This is a genomic window from Streptomyces sp. STR69 (assembly GCF_024519455.1).
GTDB lineage: Bacteria > Actinomycetota > Actinomycetes > Streptomycetales > Streptomycetaceae > Streptomyces.
In genome coordinates this window covers 276320-293454 of sequence record NZ_JALJRY010000007.1, presented here as the reverse complement: position 1 = coordinate 293454, position 17135 = coordinate 276320, and the positions used below count along the sequence as shown (strand labels likewise).

15 protein-coding genes and 1 pseudogene are annotated in these 17135 nt (G+C 70.7%); 3 read left to right on the top strand and 13 right to left on the bottom strand.

Going from position 1 to position 17135, the window contains the following annotated elements; translation table 11 throughout:
- Positions 1–18 precede the first annotated feature (18 nt).
- Entirely contained in the window at positions 19–276 is a 258-nt protein-coding gene (locus tag OC490_RS15535; protein ID WP_200714457.1) for a hypothetical protein, read from the top strand.
- Here the strand turns inward: OC490_RS15535 and OC490_RS15530 are convergent.
- The 10 genes and pseudogenes from OC490_RS15530 to infC form a co-directional block, all read right to left on the bottom strand.
- Positions 273–887, bottom strand: coding sequence for an NUDIX hydrolase (locus OC490_RS15530; RefSeq protein WP_262058500.1), 615 nt, complete (start codon positions 885–887; stop codon positions 273–275). The genes OC490_RS15535 and OC490_RS15530 overlap by 4 nt on opposite strands.
- 69 nt (positions 888–956) lie before the next feature.
- On the bottom strand, positions 957–2297 hold the full coding sequence (locus OC490_RS15525) for a transcriptional regulator (RefSeq protein WP_262058499.1): 1341 nt from the start codon (positions 2295–2297) through the stop codon (positions 957–959).
- A 200-nt stretch (positions 2298–2497) separates the two neighbouring features.
- Entirely contained in the window at positions 2498–3613 is a 1116-nt protein-coding gene (locus OC490_RS15520) for a PP2C family protein-serine/threonine phosphatase (RefSeq protein ID WP_262058498.1), read from the bottom strand.
- A 192-nt stretch (positions 3614–3805) separates the two neighbouring features.
- Positions 3806–6310 carry a phenylalanine--tRNA ligase subunit beta gene (gene pheT / locus OC490_RS15515; RefSeq protein ID WP_262058497.1) on the bottom strand — a complete coding sequence of 835 codons (2505 nt, stop codon included), beginning with the start codon at positions 6308–6310 and terminating at the stop codon, positions 3806–3808.
- The gene (gene pheS / locus OC490_RS15510; RefSeq protein ID WP_262058496.1) at positions 6310–7437 is read right to left on the bottom strand and encodes a phenylalanine--tRNA ligase subunit alpha; all 1128 of its coding nucleotides are present in this window, start codon (positions 7435–7437) and stop codon (positions 6310–6312) included. Before pheS ends, pheT begins: the two co-directional genes overlap by 1 nt.
- Before the next feature lie 155 nt (positions 7438–7592).
- A complete protein-coding gene (locus OC490_RS15505; RefSeq protein WP_262058495.1) occupies positions 7593–8720 on the bottom strand; it encodes an ATP-binding protein in 1128 nt (375 codons plus the stop codon).
- A gap of 56 nt (positions 8721–8776) precedes the next feature.
- A complete protein-coding gene (locus tag OC490_RS15500; protein ID WP_262058494.1) occupies positions 8777–9625 on the bottom strand; it encodes a TrmH family RNA methyltransferase in 849 nt (282 codons plus the stop codon).
- A gap of 178 nt (positions 9626–9803) precedes the next feature.
- On the bottom strand, positions 9804–10187 hold the full coding sequence (rplT, locus tag OC490_RS15495; RefSeq protein WP_019066261.1) for a 50S ribosomal protein L20: 384 nt from the start codon (positions 10185–10187) through the stop codon (positions 9804–9806).
- A gap of 102 nt (positions 10188–10289) precedes the next feature.
- Positions 10290–10484, bottom strand: coding sequence for a 50S ribosomal protein L35 (rpmI, locus tag OC490_RS15490; RefSeq protein WP_073499621.1), 195 nt, complete (start codon positions 10482–10484; stop codon positions 10290–10292).
- 108 nt (positions 10485–10592) lie between these two features.
- Positions 10593–11328, bottom strand: a pseudogene (gene infC / locus OC490_RS15485) (translation initiation factor IF-3).
- Between the two features lie 340 nt (positions 11329–11668).
- Between infC and OC490_RS15480 the strand changes: the two are divergent.
- Positions 11669–12040 carry a DUF1844 domain-containing protein gene (locus OC490_RS15480; RefSeq protein ID WP_200714450.1) on the top strand — a complete coding sequence of 124 codons (372 nt, stop codon included), beginning with the start codon at positions 11669–11671 and terminating at the stop codon, positions 12038–12040.
- Positions 12041–12044: 4 nt separating this feature from the next.
- Here OC490_RS15480 and OC490_RS15475 read toward each other — a convergent pair whose 3' ends face one another.
- Entirely contained in the window at positions 12045–12779 is a 735-nt protein-coding gene (locus OC490_RS15475; protein ID WP_262058493.1) for an SseB family protein, read from the bottom strand.
- A gap of 150 nt (positions 12780–12929) precedes the next feature.
- Between OC490_RS15475 and OC490_RS15470 the strand changes: the two genes are divergently transcribed.
- Complete coding sequence (locus OC490_RS15470) at positions 12930–13928, top strand: class A beta-lactamase-related serine hydrolase (protein WP_262058492.1); 999 nt, start codon at positions 12930–12932, stop codon at positions 13926–13928.
- A gap of 69 nt (positions 13929–13997) precedes the next feature.
- Here the strand turns inward: OC490_RS15470 and mycP are convergent, their stop codons facing one another.
- Positions 13998–15173 (bottom strand): type VII secretion-associated serine protease mycosin, encoded by a 1176-nt coding sequence (gene mycP / locus OC490_RS15465; RefSeq protein ID WP_262058491.1) that lies wholly within the window; start codon positions 15171–15173, stop codon positions 13998–14000.
- Positions 15170–16042: a hypothetical protein gene (locus OC490_RS15460; RefSeq protein WP_262058490.1), complete on the bottom strand. Its 873-nt coding sequence runs from the start codon at positions 16040–16042 to the stop codon at positions 15170–15172. The genes mycP and OC490_RS15460 overlap by 4 nt, the downstream gene beginning before the upstream one ends.
- Positions 16043–17135: the final 1093 nt, after the last annotated feature.

Sequence of the window (17135 nt, the reverse complement as noted above, 5' to 3'; positions counted from 1 at the left end):
ACGGAAAGGAGCGGACACGTGACCGCCGACCCCGAGCATCCCGTGGTACATGGAGAACTCGCAGAGTTACGCCGCCGCCTCGACGTCGCCTACGCGCGCGTCGAGGGAGGGCTGGCCCTGCTCAGCCATCGCACCGAGGAGACCGACAAGGAAGTGGATGATCTGAGCGCGCGCATCGTTGCACTGGAGCACACACGGTGGCCGCTGCCGGCCATTGCCGCACTGACCGCCGTGGGTGCACTTGTCGTGACTGTCTGGCAGGCGTTGGGACGCTAGAGCCCGAAGGGCGGTCGGTCGGCTGCGGGTCCGTCGTGGCTGGTCGCGCAGTTCCCCGCGCCCCTTTGGGGCGCTGCATCCTCCCCCAGCCTCAAGTGGTGCAACAGCAGTAGTGCGGCTGCCATGTTGGCGGCCGGGACCTCCCCGCGGGCGACCATGTCGGGTACGAGTTTGAGCGGTACCCATTCCCGGCGGTCCGACTCGAAGTCGTCCACGGGGTGTCCGGTGTACTCGCCCTCGTCGGCCCAGTAGATGTGGTGCCGGGCGTCCGTGAGCCCGTTGGACGGCTCCACGCTCATCAGGTGGTGCAGGGGCCCCGGCCGCCAGCCGGTCTCTTCCTCCAGTTCCCTGGCGGCTGCGCGCACGATGTCCTCGCCGTCCTCGACGACGCCCGCCGCGAGCTCCCACCCCCAGCTGTCGGTGATGAAGCGGTGGCGCCACAGGAGGAGAACCTCGTTCGCCTCGTTCACGACCGTCGCCACCGCCACCGGCCTCAGCCGTATGAGGAAGTGGTCGAGGTGTCGGCCGTCGGGTAGTTCGACATCCGCGAGATTGACGCTGAACCAGCGGTTTGAGTACACAGTTTGTTCGTTCTGTTTCGTCCACTGCACGGTTCTGCCACCTTCCGTCGAGTAAGTGGCAATATCGCAGCAGGGACTGTGTTGTGGTCTACGACGCCTTTACAGCGGTACGCGCAGTGCCCCGTCGATGAGTTCGGCCGCCTCGGCCGTACCCGCGCAGTCGCTGCGCACCAGGTACTCGCGCACCGCGCGGAGTCTGTCGCGCAGCCGCTGGGACTCCATCCCCCGGGCCTGCTCGGCCATCTGCACCGCCGTGGCCACCGCTTTGTCGGCGTTTCCCCGGCGCAGTTCGATCTGGCTGAGCATGGCGAGGCGGTGCACCCGGCCCCGGTCGTGCGCCGGAGTGTCCACGGCCGCCATGGCGTGCTCCCCCGCAGCCGTCAGATCGCCCAGGCTGAGCAGCGCCTCCGCCACCTGGACGTTGACCAGGCCCGGCTGGACATAGCCGGTCTCGTCGGGCTCGTATCCGCGCCGGATGCGTTCGGCGGCCTGTTCGGCACGACGGATGCAGGAGAGCGCGCTCGTGCCGTCGCCGAGGTGTGCGTACGCCTTCGCCTGCATCGCGTACAGGTCGGAGGCGAGCGCCGGGGTGATCTGCCGCCCCGCAGCCCGCAGCGCGGCCTCCGCGAAGGCGACGGCCTGGCGGAACTCCCGCATGAACAGGGACTGGTTGACGAGCAGCGCGATGACGTACGCGCCGAGTCCCCTGTCATTGCTGGCCTTTGCGAGCCTGAGCGCCTGGTGGAAGTAGCGCTGGGCGAGTCCGTGCGCGTCCGAGTCGTAGGCGCAGATGCCCGCGATGGCCACCAACCCGCCGGTCGCCCGGTGCAGTTGACGGCCGGTGGCGTCGGTGTAGCTGCCGCGCAGCAGTGGGGCGGTCTCGGAGTTGAGGAAGCCGACAATGCGGGTGCGGGTCGCCACGCCGCCGGCCTTGCGGTACATCTGCTCGTAGTGGGCACGGGCCGCGCGCAGCATCTCGATGTCCGCCATGCTCACCCGGTGCCGGCCGCCGCGCGAGACGTCCACGTCGTCCGGTGGGTTCTCCCACTCCCACACCGGCATCACGGCGGGCGTTCCGGTGACCGCGGGCGCCCCGAGGATGTGCGGGCGCTGCTGTTCGTCGGAGCGCCACAGGGCGGTGGCCCGCTCGACGAAGCCGGAGAGGGAGGTGCCGTGCGGGGTGGCCGGTTCGCCCGGTACGCCGAGGCCGATGTCGTCGAGGGTGACGGGTCTGTGCAGGCGGGTCGCGAGGACCTCACAGATCAGGTCGGGGACCTGGCCCCGCGGGCGCTGGCCCTTCAACCACCTTGCCACGGCGGTGTGTTCGTACCGGAGTGCGAGGCCTCGGGCGCGGCCCGCCTGGTTCACATGTGCGGCAAGTCCCGCGTGCGAGATGCCCGCCTCGTCCAGGATCGCGTCGAGGAGTGTGTTGGGCTGCATGGATGGCCCCCCGGTGACTCGGTGCGGACAGAGTAGTGCGGTTGGGTTCACACGGGGTGTGAACGGAGTGCGTGGATCCGGGGTGTGTGCGCGCTGTTGCGGAGAGTTTCCAACCGGTTGACTGGATTGCCTCGCAAGAGGCCGGCCGGGCCGCCGGCTCCCCCTCGTAAGTGCGGCGGCCTGGCTCTGCGGTGCACTGGCTAACGGTAGTTCGTCGGCTGCGGGTGCGTTGTGGCTGGTCGCACGGTTCCCCGCGCCCCTGGGTTGGCGCACTTGGCCTTGCGGTCATTGCGGAGGACGAGTAACGCCACGTCGTCCGTCGGGGTGCCTCCGGTGTGGCGCAGCAAGGCCGTGAAGACCGAGCCCAGCAACGACTGGGGCACGGGGAGCGGGTGTTGGGCCGCCGACGCTGCCAGGACGTCCGCCAGCGGGAAGAATTCGCCCCTTGCGTCCCGCGCGTCCTCCGCTCCGTCCGTGTACAAGAACAGCGCCTCGCCCGGGAGCAGTTGACCGCAGCAGACGAAAGGCAGCAGCGCCGGCAGGGGAAACGGGCCGAGAGGCGGGAGAGGATCTGCTCGGGCCAGCAGCTCGGCACCCGTCCCGCTCAACCGATAGGGCCACGGATGACCGCAGTTGAGGGCGCGGAGTTCGCCGTCCGCGCCGATCTCCAGCAGCAGTACCGTGACGAACTCCTCGGCCACCGGGCTGTCGGGGTCCAGCGCGCCCGACGCGGGGTGTTCCGCGCGGGCGCGTTCGCGCAGGTGGCGGGCGAGGGCGCGGTCGAGGCGGCGTAGGACGCCCTCCAGGTCGGGTTCGTCGTGGGCGGCCTCGCGGAAGCTGCCGAGGACCGCGGCGACCGTGCCGATCGCGGCGATGCCGTGGCCGCGTACGTCGCCCATCACGACCCTGACGCCGTGCTCGGTGGCGATGACCTCGTACAGGTCGCCGCCCACCACCGCGCCGCGTTCGGCGGAGAGTTGGGCGGCGGCGATGTTCAGGCCGTCGAGGCGGGGTGGCAGTGGGCGGAGCAGCGCGTTCTGGGCGGCGCCCGCGATCTGGCGGATCTGGCGGAGTTCGCGCAGCAGGGAGCGGCGGACCTGGACGATGAGACCGGTGCCGACCGCGAAGAACACCGCGCTGGTGACGATGCGTGCGCCCATGTCGTTCTGCTGGGCGAGCGGGCAGGTGAGTTTGTAGGTGATCGCCATGGCGCCCCACATCGTGGGCAGCCCCAGGGCGAGCGCCCGGCGCAGTGGACGGCGGGTGCGCGGCCTCGGGCGCGGCCTGCGGGGAACCCCAGCCTTGATGCGGATCATGCCTGTGGCCCCCCAAATAGGCCCCGACAGCGCAATCGGACCGACCCCGAAAGGCCGGTCCGATTCTGTCGACCGCATGCCTCGATCGGGCCAGATCGCCCGAACTTCTCACCCGAACGAGTGAGGTGACATGAGACAGGTGCATTTATGCAGGTAGGGACCGTCTCGATACGGAATCGGCCCCTCCCGCGATCAACCCCTCAGTACGGCTCCCGTGCGCTCGGCCGCCAACGCCACCGCCGCGTCCCGAGCCGCCGACGCCTCGTCGACGGTCAGCGTCCGGTCCGCCGCACGGAAACGCAGCGCGTAGGCGAGGGACTTCTTGCCCTCGCCCAGCTGTGCGGCGTTGTCGTAGACGTCGAACAGCCGGATGGACTCCAGCAGTTCACCCGCGCCCTCGCGCAGCGCCGCCTCGACGTCCGTGTGCGGGACCGAGGCGTCGACGACCAGGGCGACGTCCTGCGTGGCGACCGGGAACGTGGAGATCTTCGGCCCCTTGGGGACGCCCGCCGACGCCGACTCCAGGACGTCCAGGTCCAGTTCCATCGCGCTGGTGCGCGCGGGCAGACCGAGCGTCTTCAGGACACCGGGGTGCAACTCACCGGCGTACCCGATGACTTGCTCAACACCCTCGACGACGACCGCGAGTTCGGCGCAGCGGCCGGGGTGCCAGGGACCGTACTGGCCCTTGCGGACGAGGAGTTCGGTGCCGGCCTCACGCGCGAGGACCCGCGCCGACTCGACCGCGTCGGCCCAGTCGGACGGGCGGCCCTTGCCCCACCAGCCGGCCTGCTCACGGGCGCCGGTGAGGACGACGGCCGCGTGCCGGGGCTGCAGCGGGAGCGCCTCGGTGAGGGAGGCGATCTCCTCGTCGGTCGGGCGCCGGTCGACCGGGAGTCGTACGGCGATCTTCAGCTCTTCGCGCGGGTGGAAGACCAGGCCCGTCTCGAAGAGCGCGAGGTCGTGCGAGCCGCGGCCGTCGTTGCGCCGCAGGGCACCCAGCAGGCCCGGCAGCAGAGTCGTGCGGAGTGCGGGCTCCTCGTCGGAGAGCGGGTTGACCAGCTTGACGACCTTGCGGTTCGGGTCGTCGGCGGTCAGACCGAACTGGTCGAAGACGTGCTCGCCGACGAAGGGGTAGTTCGGCGCCTCCACGTAACCGGCGCCCGCGAGTGCGCGGCCGACGCGGCGGTGCAGGCGCTGGCGGTCGGTGAGGCCCCGGCCCGCGGGGGGCTTGGGGAGCGTGGAGGGCAGGTTCTCGTAGCCCTCAAGGCGGATGACCTCTTCGGCCAGGTCGTTCGGGTCGGTGAGGTCAAGGCGCCAGGACGGGACGGTGACGATCAGCTCGTCCTGCCCGTACACGTCGCAGCCGACCTGCTGGAGTCGGCGTACGACGGTCTCGCGGCCGTAGTCGACACCCGCCACCGTGTCCGGGTGGTTGGCCGGAATGGTGATGGTGTGCGGGGCCGAGGGCGCGATGACCTCGGTGACACCGGCGTCCGCCGTGCCACCCGCGAGGAGGACCAGGAGGTCGACCGTGCGCTGGGCCGCGGCCGACGCGGCCTGCGGGTCGACGCCCCGCTCGAAGCGCTTGGACGCCTCGGAGGCCAGCTTGTGGCGGCGGGCAGTGCGCGAGATGGAGAGCGCGTCGAAGTGCGCGGCCTCGACGACGACCTCGGTGGTGGTGTTCTCGGTGTCGTCGATCTCGGTGTTGGCGCCGCCCATGACGCCCGCGAGGCCGATGGGGCCGCGGTCGTCGGTGATCACCAGGTCCTGGGCGTCCAGCGTGCGGGTGACGCCGTCGAGGGTGACGAGCTTCTCGCCCTGCTCGGCCCGGCGCACGCCGATCGGTCCCTGGACGCGGGAGCGGTCGTAGGCGTGCAGGGGCTGGCCCAGTTCCAGCATCACGTAGTTGGTGATGTCGACGGCGAGCGAGATCGGGCGCATGCCCGCCTTCTGGAGGCGGCGGGTCAGCCAGAGCGGGGAGCGGGCCTCGGGGTCGAGGCCGGTCACCGTGCGGGCGGTGAAGCGGTCGCAGCCCATCGGGTCGGAGACCTGTACCGGGTAGCCGAAGGCGTTCGGGCCGGGTACGTCGAGGAGGGCCGGGTCGCTCAGCGGGAGGCCGTAGGCGATGGCGGTCTCGCGGGCGACGCCGCGGATCGACAGGGCGTAGCCGCGGTCGGGCGTGACGGCGATGTCGAGGACCTCGTCGACGAGCTGGAGCAGCTCGATCGCGTCGGTGCCGACCTCGTGCTCCGGCGGCAGGACGATGATGCCGTGGGAGCCGTCGTCGCCCATGCCCAGCTCGTCGCCGGAGCAGATCATGCCGTGCGAGGTCTTGCCGTAGGTCTTGCGCGCGGCGATCGCGAAATCGCCCGGCAGGACCGCACCGGGGAGGACCACGACGACCTTGTCGCCGACGGCGAAGTTGCGGGCGCCGCAGACGATCTCCTGGGGCTCACCGGTGCCGTTGGCCTGGCCGACGTCGACCGTGCAGAAGCGGATCGGCTTCTTGAAGCCCTCCAACTCCTCGATGGTGAGGACCTTGCCGACGACGAGCGGGCCCTTGAGGCCGTCGCCCAACTGCTCGACGGTCTCTACCTCGAGGCCCACGGAAATGAGCTTGGCCTGGACGTCGCGGCCGGTCTCCGTCGCCGGCAGGTCGACGTACTCCCGCAGCCAAGAAAGCGGGACGCGCATCAGATCTCCATCCCGAACGGCCGGGTGAACCGGACGTCGCCCTCGACGATGTCTCGCATGTCTTCGACGTTGTGGCGGAACATCAGCATCCGCTCGATGCCGAACCCGAAGGCGAAACCGCTGTACTTCTCCGGGTCCACACCACAGGCGACGAGCACGCGCGGGTTGACCATGCCGCAGCCGCCCAGCTCGATCCAGCCCTCGGAGGAGCAGGTACGGCAGGGGCGGTCGGGGTTGCCGACGGACTCGCCCTTGCAGACGTAGCAGAGCATGTCCATCTCGGCGGACGGCTCGGTGAAGGGGAAGTAGTTCGGGCGCAGCCGGGTCTTCATCTCCGCGCCGAAGAGCGACTGGACCATGTGGTCCAGGGTGCCCTTGAGGTCGGCCATGGTCAGGCCCTCGTCGATGGCGAGGAGCTCGATCTGGTGGAAGACCGGGGTGTGCGTGGCGTCCAGCTCGTCCGTGCGGTACACGCGGCCGGGGCACACGATGTAGACCGGCGGCTCGCGGTCCAGCATGGCGCGGGCCTGCACGGGCGAGGTGTGGGTGCGCAGCACGACACCGGACTCGTCGCCCTCGGTGCCCTTGGGGCCCTGGACGAAGAAGGTGTCCTGCATCTGCCGGGCCGGGTGGTCCGGGGTGAAGTTGAGCGCGTCGAAGTTGAACCACTCCGCCTCGACCTCGGGGCCCTCGGCGATCTCGTATCCCATGGACACGAAGACGTCCGCGACCCGCTCCATGAACGTGGTCAGCGGGTGCCGGGCGCCGGCCGGGACGCGGTCGTACGGCAGCGTGACGTCCACCGCCTCCTCGACCAGGACGCGGGCGTCGCGGTCGGCCTCCAGCTCGGTCTGGCGGGTGGCGAGGGCCTTGTTGACGGCGCCCCGGGCCTGCCCGACGAGCTTGCCGGCCGCGGCCTTGGCCTGCGGGGGCAGCGCGCCGATCTCGCGGTTGGCGAGGGCGAGCGGGGAGGTGCCGCCGGTGTGGGCGACCTTGGCCTCCTGGAGCGCGTCGAGATCACCGGCGGCGGCGAAGGCGGCGAGCGCCTCGTCCCGCATGCGCTCGATCTCTTCCGGTTTCAAGGCCTCGACCTCTACAGGGTCGTACGACTTATTCGGTGCCGACATCTCTTCCCGTGCTTCCGGTTGGCTGGCGGATGGTCCCCGTCCCGACTCGACTCGGGGGACGCGTCGTCGTCCCTGAAACGGGGACGCAAAGGTGCCAAAGGCCGAGTCTAACGGGGGTGAAGTGTGCGGACGCGCCCGTGGGTCCTCGGTCGGCGCTACTGGAGATACGCCGGGGTGCCCACGGGCAGCATAAATCGGAACTCGGCGCCGCCACCGGGGGCGCGGCCGACCGTGATGGTGCCGCCGTGGGCTTCGACGATGCCCTTGACGATGTACAGACCGAGTCCGGTGCCGCCGCGCTTGCTGCCCCGCCAGAAGCGGGTGAAGACGCGGTTCATGGACTCCTCCGGGATGCCTGGGCCCTCGTCGCTGACCGTCACCGAGGTGCCGGTCTCCTCCCCTTCGCGGGGGGATGCCGAGGCCGTGACGTCGATGGTGACGGTTCCCTCGCCGTGGCGCACCGCATTTTCCAGCAGGTTGCTCAGCACCTGGTCGACCTTGTCGGGGTCGGCCCACAGGTCGGGCAGCGGCTGCTCGACGCGGAGCATGAACCGGTCGGCGGGCTGACCGGCGGCGACGTACGCCTGGATGTGACGGCCGACCGCCGCGCCCATGTCGACGGGCTGGCGGCGCAGTTCGAGCCGCCCGGAGTCGATGCGGGAGATGTCGAGCAGCTCGGCGATGAGCCGGGTGACGCGGTTGGCGTCGGCGTCGACGGTCTCCAGCATCAGCCGCTTCTGGTCGTCGGTGAAGCGTTCCCACTTGGCGAGCAGGGTCGCGGTGAAGCCCTTGACGGAGGTGAGCGGGGAACGCAGCTCGTGGGCGACGGTCGCGATCAGCTCGGCGTGACTGCGCTCGGTACGGCGACGGGCCTCGGTGTCGCGCAGCGAGACGACGACCCGGCGGACCGGACCGAGGGGTTCCGCCCGGACATAGCGTGCGGTGACGAGCACTTCATGCCCGCCCGGCAGCAGCAGATTCCGCTCGGGCTGCCGTACCCGGATGGCCAACCCGCCGTAGGGATCGGTCAGTTGCCACCAGCGGCGGCCCTCCAGGTCCTCTAAGGGGAGGGCCTTCTCCAGCCGCTGTCCGAGGGCGTCGGCGGCGCGGACGGAGGTGATGCGCTCGGCGGCGGCGTTGAAGCAGACGACATGGCCGTGCTCGTCGGCGACGACCAGGCCGTCGGCCAGTTGGTCGGGGTCGATGCCGAGGTCGTCGTGCCGGGCCGTGGACGGCCGGGGCACGCCGCGTGCTCCCGGCGCGCTGCTCGTGCCGACAGTCATCCCCGTACCCCACCTCTTCTCATACGGCGCAGGTGGCCCCCGAGCTGGTCACCCTACTAGCTGTCGGTGACGGAGCGGCACCCTCCGGAGCCGCGCTGTGCACGGGCAGACGCATACAGACATACGGCGGCGGCGGTGGCGAGGTTCAGGCTCTCGGCCTTCCCGTGGATCGGAACCCGCACGACGGCGTCCGCGAGTGCGCGGGTCTCCTCCGGAAGCCCCCAGGCCTCGTTGCCGAACACCCAGGCGGTGGGCCCGCCCATGGTTCCCTGGTCCAGCTCGTCGTCGAGGTCGTCGGTCCCGGCCCCGTCTGCGGCGAGGATCCGCACCCCGATCTCCTTGAGCCCGGCCACGGCCTGCTCGACGGGCACCCCGACAGCGACGGGAAGGTGGAAGAGCGAGCCGACGGAGGCGCGAACCGCCTTCGGGTTGTAGAGATCGACAGAAGCGTCGGTCAGTACGACGGCCTCGGCACCGGCGGCATCGGCACAGCGCAGGACGGTGCCGGCGTTCCCGGGATCGCGCACATTCGCCAGTACGGCAACGAGCTTGGGCCGACCCTTGAGGATCTCCTCGAAGGGGGTGTCGAGGAACCGGCAGACCCCGACCAGCCCCTGCGGGGTAACGGTGGTCGAGATGTCGGCGATCACCTGCTCATCGGCGAGATGCACCCGGGCACCGGCGTCACGGGCCTCGCCGACGATGTCGGCGTACCGCTCCGCGGCTTCAACGGTGGCGAACAGCTCGACAAGCGTGTCCTTGTACCCGGCGGCCTCCCGCACGGCTTGCGGCCCCTCAGCCAGGAACAGCCGCTCCTTGCTCCGAAAGTTCCGCCGAGCGAGCCGCCGGGCGGCAGCAACACGAGAGGAACGGGGAGAAATGAGTTCGGGACCACCAGGGGACATGTTCTGCTTCACCTTCAAATCTCCGGACAACCGCAACCCCCAGGGGGCGCGGGGAACTGCGCGACCAGCCACAACCGGTCGGCACCCGAACAACTACCGAGGCCGGGCCAGCAACAAAGGACCCGCAGGATTCAACCTGCGGGCCCTTCAATCACGTCGGCTCAACGCCAGCGCAGCGTCACGCGGCCTTCGGCGCGTTGACGTCGCTCGGCAGCGCCTTCTGCGCAACCTCGACCAGCGCGGCGAACGCACCGGCGTCGTTGACAGCCAGCTCCGCGAGGATCTTGCGGTCGACCTCGATGTTGGCCGCGTTCAGACCCTGGATGAAGCGGTTGTAGGTGATGCCGTTGGCGCGGGCAGCGGCGTTGATGCGCTGGATCCACAGCCGGCGGAAGTCGCCCTTGCGCTTCTTGCGGTCGTTGTAGTTGTAGACCAGCGAGTGGGTGACCTGCTCCTTGGCCTTGCGGTACAGACGCGAACGCTGACCGCGGTAGCCGGAGGCGGCTTCGAGGATCGCCCGGCGCTTCTTGTGGGCGTTGACTGCCCGCTTGACGCGTGCCACTTGTTTAACTCCTTGTAGCGGGGCCGTGGTTGGACTCACACGGCCCGGAATCGATGGGGTCCCGGTCCAGACGTACGGCGCTCGACGGGAGCGCCGCGTACGTCACTTGCCGAGAAGCTTCTTGATCTTCTTGGCGTCGCCCGGGGCCATCTCGGCAGTGCCGGTGAGGCGCCGCGTCACGCGGGACGACTTGTGCTCAAGCAGGTGGCGCTTGCCGGCACGCTCGCGGAGCACCTTGCCGGAGCCGGTGATCTTGAAGCGCTTACTGGCACCGCTGTGCGACTTGTTCTTCGGCATAGCGCCGTTATCTCCTCGTCGGTGGCGCTCCGGTGCCCGGTCGTGAAACCGGGCACAGGTGGAGCGTCGCTCTTGTTTCGGTTACGTCCCTGGACTGGCGTCCGGGGATCAGGCGTCGGCGCGAGCCTCGGCCGGGGCCTCGACGGTCTCGACCTCGGCGGCGATGTCCTCGTCCCCGATGACTTCGCCTTCGATGTCTTCGCCTTCGAAGTCGGACTCCGCGGCGTTCTGCGACTTGCCCGGGTTGGCCTTCGCCTCAGCCTTGCGGGCCGCCTGGGCCTCACGGGCCTCGGCCATCGCCTCGGTCTTCTTCTTGTGCGGGCCAAGCACCATGATCATGTTTCGGCCGTCCTGCTTCGGGTTCGACTCGATGAACCCGAGGTCCTCGACGTCCGTGGCGAGCCGCTGCAGCAGTCGGTAGCCCAACTCGGGCCGGGACTGCTCGCGACCACGGAACATGATCGTGATCTTGACCTTGTCGCCCTGCTTGAGGAACCGGACGACGTGACCCTTTTTGGTGTCGTAGTCGTGCGGGTCGATCTTCGGCCGGAGCTTCATTTCCTTGATGACCGTGTGCGCCTGGTTCTTGCGCGCCTCACGGGCCTTCATGGCCGACTCGTACTTGAACTTCCCGTAGTCCATGAGCTTGCAGACCGGCGGACGTGCGTTCGCCGCCACCTCGACCAGGTCGAGGTCGTACTCCTGCGCCAGCTCCAGGGCCTTGGCAAGCGGAACAATCCCGACCTGTTCGCCGCTCGGGCCGACAAGTCGAACCTCGGGAACGCGAATCCGGTCGTTGATACGGGGCTCGGTGCTGATGGATCCTCCTCGGTTAGCACCACACGGCCATCTGGCGGACGGCCGCGTTTGTCTCTGTTAGACAGACCCAACCGCGCCGGAACATGAAAAATGCCCCGGACGATCACAAGACGGGGCTCCAAAACACTGCCGGAGCACCGCCGCGATGATCGCGGGGCGCGCTTTCGGGCGACTCCATCGTCCGTACGGAACGATGGCAACCGCCTGACCGGGGGTGACCCGCCGTCCGTGAGGACAGTCAGGTGGGAGATCGGAGCCTCCACTTGTTGGCCGGGCACGCGAGTGCCTGGCCGGTCATCACACAAGGTTAGCAGCTACCCGGGGGTGGTGCGAACCGCCGTACACCGGGCCCTATCGTGTGGGGCATGAGTGACACGCCCCCCGAGTCCGCGAATCCCGACTCCCCCGACTTCGACGCCCTGACCCGCGACATCGCGGAGGTCCCGGCTGTCGAGGTGATCGTGACGGTCGCCGTCAATCTGATGAGCGCCGCCGCCGTGAAGCTCGGTCTGACCGACGAGGGCGACAAGTACAAGGACCTGGACGAGGCCCGCAAGCTGGTCACCGCCCTCGCCGGGCTCCTCGACGCGAGCACGACCGAGATCAGCTCCTTCCACGCGGCCCCGCTGCGCGACGGTCTGAAGTCGCTCCAGCTGGCGTTCCGCGAGGCGTCCCTCGTCCGCGACGAGCCGGGCCAGGGCCCGGGCGAGAAGTACACGGGCCCGGTCTACGGCTAGCGGCTCACCCCACACGTACGTAAAAGGGCTCGCCCGGAGGCGTCGTCCCGGCCGGCAGGACTGCCAGGTCGAGGCCGCGCACCAGGCGGGCCCGCAGCGTCTCCTCGGCCGCGAGCCGGCGCGCGACCGCGTGAATGCCGCCGGCGTGCGGCACGGCGGGCTCGAAGACGAGGGCGAGGGTGCCGTCACCCCGGCCCGGACCGAGGTAGGCACGCAGCACCGCGCGCACATCGGTGAGCGCGGCGCGGACCGCCTCCGCGACCGCCGGATCGGCGAGCGGGTCCACGCTGGTACGCCCCTCGGCGAGGGCCAGCAGCGCGGGCCCCGACAGCTCGAAGGACACCGGCCCGGCCAGGTCCAGCACGATCGTGTCCGCCTTCTCGTGCGCGGCGGCCTGCAGGGCCTGGTGCAGCGGTACGGCCACGGGTCGCGCCGCCGGGTCCCAACGGGCCAGCGAGTCGCTGGACGTGAAGGCGGGCAGCGCGGTGCGACCGCCGGCCTTCAGGGTGGGGACGGCCATGTCACTGGTCTTCTCGCGGCGCAGCCCCTTCTCGTCCACCTCGACCTCACCGAGCACGGCCACCACGGGCACGAGCAGCCGGGCGCCCTTGAGGGCCGCCAGGACGGGATCCACGGCGGTGCGGTCCTCGGCCCAGGCGGCGAGCGCCGCGCTCAGTGCGGGATCGGCCGAGCCGTCGTCGTCGGAGTAGCCGGAGTCGGGAATGTTCTTGTTCGCCACGGTGACCGACCCTATCGGGGGGATGCTGCAGGGCTTGTGCGGGTCCTGAAACGCGGGGGACACAGCTTTCACACGTTTCTCAGACAGCGTTGACAGACATCTAACTTTCGCCTCACGGTTCGCACAGTCGCCGCCTCCACGATCGCGGGCATGGAGTCTTCCAGAGCCGCCCGCCGAAACCACCGCGCGCGTCCCTCCCGGCGCCGTCCGCTCCTCTACACCGCCCTCGCCACCGTGGCGGTCGTGGGCGGTACGGCGGCCGGAACCGTGTACGTGAAGGCACAGGCGCACTCCGGCCCCGTATCGTCGGCTGCGGCGCCGTCCGCCTCGGCATCGGCGTCCGCATCGGGCAGCGGGGAGGCGACGGTGGAACCGGTGACACAGCCGGCGGTGGACTACGACGCGCTGCTGGCCAAGGCCATGAAGTCGGTGACCCCGGCCGGCGACCAGAAGGTGTCGGTCGCCGTGCTCGACGTGGACTCCGGCGAGAGCGCGACGTACGGCAGCGCGGCCTACGACACGGCGAGCATCGTCAAGGTCGACATCCTGGCGACACTGCTGCTGCAGGCGCAGGACGCGGGGCGGCAGCTGACCGCGACGCAGAAGGCGTACGCCACCACGATGATCGAGAACAGCGACAACAACTCCGCGACGGCGCTGTGGAACATGATCGGCACGGCGGACGGGCTCGACACGGCCAACAAGACGTTCGGGCTGACCGGCACCAAGGGTGGCGACGGCCCGCTCTGGGGGCTCACGCAGACCACGGCGGCGGATCAACTCACCCTGCTCCAGCAGGTGTTCGGGGACGACTCCAAGCTGAGCTCGGCCTCGAAGTCGTACCTCCAGGGGCTCATGGGGAAGATAGAGGCCGATCAGCAGTGGGGGGTGTCGGCGGCGGCCGACGGCTCCCAGTGGCGGCTGAAGAACGGCTGGCTGGCGCGGAGCGCGACCGGGCTGTGGGACGTCAACAGCATCGGGCGGGTGACGGCCCCGGACGGGCACGAGTACCTGATCGCGGTGCTGTCGAAGGGCAGCACGACGCAGAACAAGGGCATCACGCTGATCGAGGCGGCGGCGAAGGCGGGGGTCGCGGCGTTCGCGGGGTCCGACTCCTCCACGTCGGCCTCCGCGTCCGCCACCGACTGACTGACTGCCGTACGGCTGTTCCTGGTCGCCGGAAGATTGCTTGCGGGAGAAGATTGCTTGCGCGGGTCCCTAGAAGCCCGCGGGTCGTCTGCGTCGGCCGCGCCACAGGACGACCGCCGCCACGAGCAGGACCCCGCCGGCGCCGCCCGCGAGGGGGCCCGCCCAGTCGGACGTACGGCTGTCGGTCTTGACGGGGTCGGGTCCCGCGCCGAAGTACTTGTTGCCGTAGGCGGCGGCGTGCAGGCTCGTCGGCTTGAGGGCGGCGGCGGCCTTGATCGCGGCGGCGGGGTCGATGAAGCCGAAGCCCCGGGAGTCGTCACGGCCGCCGGCCGGGGGGTTGCGGGCGGTGTCTTCGAGGAGCTTCTTGATCTGGGCCGGGGTCAGCCCCGGGTGGGCCGCCTTGAGGAGCGCCACCGCGCCCGACACGAAGGCGGACGCGGCGCTGGTGCCCCAGCCCTCGTAGTACTTGTGGTCGGGGTCGGCGATGACGACGTTCACACCGGGCGCGCTGACCGTGGCGTACCAGCGGCGGGTGGAGAAGGAGGCGCGGGTGCCGTAGCGGTCCACGGCGGTCGCGGCGATCACCCCCGGGTAGGCGGCCGGGTAGGAGACGTGGTCGCCCTTCTCGCCGCCGTTGCCGGCGGAGGCGACGACGGCGACGCCCTTCTTCAGGGCGTACTGCACTGCCTCGTCCTCGGCGGGCTCGGGGTGCGCGGAGGCGGAGTCGTCGCCGAGGGAGAGGTTGATGACGTCGGCGCCGTGGTCGGCGGCCCAACGGATGCCGTCCGCAAGGGCGTTGCCCCGGGTGGTGCGGGCCTTGCTGCGGGCGGAGTCGCCGTCTTCGAGGATCACGCGGACGGGCAGGATCTTCGCCTCCGGGGCGACACCCATGACGCCGTCTTCATCCCCGGGACCATGTCCGTGCCCGGCGATGATGCCGGCCATGGCGGTGCCGTGCCGCGCCCAGGCCCGGTCCCCCGGCTTCGCCCCGAAGCCGACCATGTCCTTGCCGGTGAGGACATTGCCGGTGAGGTCGGGATGGTCGGCCTCCACTCCGGTGTCGAGGACGGCGACGGTGATGCCCTTGCCCTTGGTGGTCTGCCAGATCTCCTGGGTGTTCATGGCGTCCAGGGCCCACTCCTGGGCACGTATGCCGTCGGCGTGCGCGACGGTGGACGGGACCAGGGCGAGGGAGGCGGCCAGGAGGGCGCTCACCAGCCCGGCCCGGCGGGACGTGACGCTCATGAGTTCCCCTCCGAAGCCTTCGAGGTCGCCGCCGCCTTCGACGTTTTCGACGTCTCTGAAGCCGAGGTCTCGGAGGGTGAGTCGACGGTCTTGCGCAGGCTCCGCTCCACACGGTCGGCGAGCCCCTCCGCCTCGTTGCCGAGACCCGACTGCGAGGGGGCCGTGGTGGAGCCGGAGGTGACGGCTTCGTCGGCGGGTTCGGGTGCGTCGACGGTACGGCCGTCCGCCCAGCCGGAGACGGCGTAGACGACGACGGGCGCGTCGGTGAGGACGGAGACGGTCCAGGAGGCCCGCTGTTTGTCGCCGAAGGAGGCGGCGACGGTGCCCTTCGCGGTGTACGGGCGGGGCAGGAGGTCGGTCCGGTCGCCGAGCTTCTCGTTCTTGAACCGGTTGGACAGCGAGGTCATCGCGGCGATGTCGGCCTTGGTGAAGAGGAGGCCGACCGTCGTGACATAGCTCTGGGTGGCGTCGGTGTAGGTGGCGCGCAGGAGCCGTTGGCAGCCGACCGGGGCGAGCACCCTGCTCAGCAGCGGGTCGAAGGCGCCCGCGCAGCCGGTGTCCGGGGCCACGGCGATCCGGGTCCAGGTGCGGTCGGCGCCGCCGGGGCCCGCGCCCTGGCCCTGCACGGTGGGCGGGAACAGCTGGTCGACGGGCACGCTGTGCCACAGCTGTCCGGCGGCGGCGAAGGTGCTCGCACCGCCGTCGTCCCCGTCGTCGCCGGTGAGCCAACTCCCGGTCACCGCACCGCCGATGAGACCGAGACCGAGCACGACACAGGCGGCGACAGCGACGGTACGGGACCGTATCCGCGCCCCCAACGGCCGCGGCCGTACCCGCTCGTCGTACCCCTCGGGCTCCCCGAACGACACAACCGGCCGCCCGCCGACGGGAGTTACCGGCGCGCTCCAGGAAAAGGCGGGATCGGGACCGGAGTTGACCCCGGGCCGCGGCATTTCGGACGCGGGACGGAGGGGCGTGCCGGGGGCGGCGGGCGACCAGGCACTGGTACCGGTGTCGTTGGGGACGGGGGCTGGAGTGGGTGCGGGAACGGCCTGAACTGAGCTACTGGGAGCGGCAGATGACCAGGGGGCGGTGCTGGTGCCGGTGCCTTCGGCGGTGGGCCCGGAGGAGCCCGGGCCCGGGCCGGACGCCGCGGGGCCGGCGGGAGGGGCATCGGCAGGCCGGGACCCGGCAGTTCCGGTACCGGTACCGGAGGAGGGATACGGCGCACCGGCACCTGAAGGCGACCACACACCGCGCGTGGGCGCACCGCCCGTGGGATCCGTGAACGATTCACCCCGCCACGGGGCGGCGGGGGACGGCCCCGGCCGAGAGGTGGTCTCCGACGGGTCCTCGGGAGCAACAACCGGGCGCGACGGGGGTGTTGCCGGCCGTGCGGGGGTCTCGCGTTGCCGGTCGCCCGTCGGCGATGCGGCCTCGGTCGCGGGCCGTGACGGTTCTGCGGGATCGGGAGACGTCACCGGACGGGGCGGCGGCGAAACAGGGGAACCGGGAGGCGTCGCCGGGCGGGACGGCTCCTGCCGCGACCGATCGGACGGCTGACGCGGAGCCTCACCCGCAGGACGGGGCGGAACAGTAGGACTGGGAGGCGTCGCCGGGCGGGTGGGGTCCTGGCGCGGTCGGTCGGGTGCCTCGCGCGGAGCCTCGGGCACAGCGCGTGGTGGGGCAGAGGGGCGCGGTGGGCCGGGCGGGGTGTCGGAGGCTGTCGACGGGGCCGGGCGGAGGGGTGTGGTCGTCTCCTGCCTGGTTTCCCGGGGTGGTTCGTCGGCCCCCGTCGCCGCCGTGGGTCGATGAGGCGGCCGGGGCGGGACCGTGCCGGGTCGTTCGGGGTTCGTGCGGCGCGGGTCGGTCGCGGATGCCGGCGGGGTGTCCGGGAAGCGTGCCGAGGCCGGTGGAGGCGGGGGGCTCACCGCGTCGGCGGCGGCGGGCGAGAAGGGGCGA

Excerpts from the sequence above, each read along its gene's own strand:
- OC490_RS15480 (WP_200714450.1), top strand. The coding sequence starts at position 11,669 with ATGAGTGACACGCCCCCCGAGTCCGCGAATCCCGACTCCCCCGACTTC.
- mycP (WP_262058491.1), bottom strand. The coding sequence starts at position 15,173 with ATGAGCGTCACGTCCCGCCGGGCCGGGCTGGTGAGCGCCCTCCTGGCC.
- pheS (WP_262058496.1), bottom strand. The coding sequence starts at position 7,437 with ATGTCGGCACCGAATAAGTCGTACGACCCTGTAGAGGTCGAGGCCTTG.
- OC490_RS15505 (WP_262058495.1), bottom strand. The coding sequence starts at position 8,720 with ATGACTGTCGGCACGAGCAGCGCGCCGGGAGCACGCGGCGTGCCCCGG.
- OC490_RS15525 (WP_262058499.1), bottom strand. The coding sequence starts at position 2,297 with ATGCAGCCCAACACACTCCTCGACGCGATCCTGGACGAGGCGGGCATC.
- rpmI (WP_073499621.1), bottom strand. The coding sequence starts at position 10,484 with ATGCCGAAGAACAAGTCGCACAGCGGTGCCAGTAAGCGCTTCAAGATC.
- OC490_RS15500 (WP_262058494.1), bottom strand. The coding sequence starts at position 9,625 with ATGTCCCCTGGTGGTCCCGAACTCATTTCTCCCCGTTCCTCTCGTGTT.
- OC490_RS15470 (WP_262058492.1), top strand. The coding sequence starts at position 12,930 with ATGGAGTCTTCCAGAGCCGCCCGCCGAAACCACCGCGCGCGTCCCTCC.
- pheT (WP_262058497.1), bottom strand. The coding sequence starts at position 6,310 with ATGCGCGTCCCGCTTTCTTGGCTGCGGGAGTACGTCGACCTGCCGGCG.
- OC490_RS15520 (WP_262058498.1), bottom strand. The coding sequence starts at position 3,613 with ATGATCCGCATCAAGGCTGGGGTTCCCCGCAGGCCGCGCCCGAGGCCG.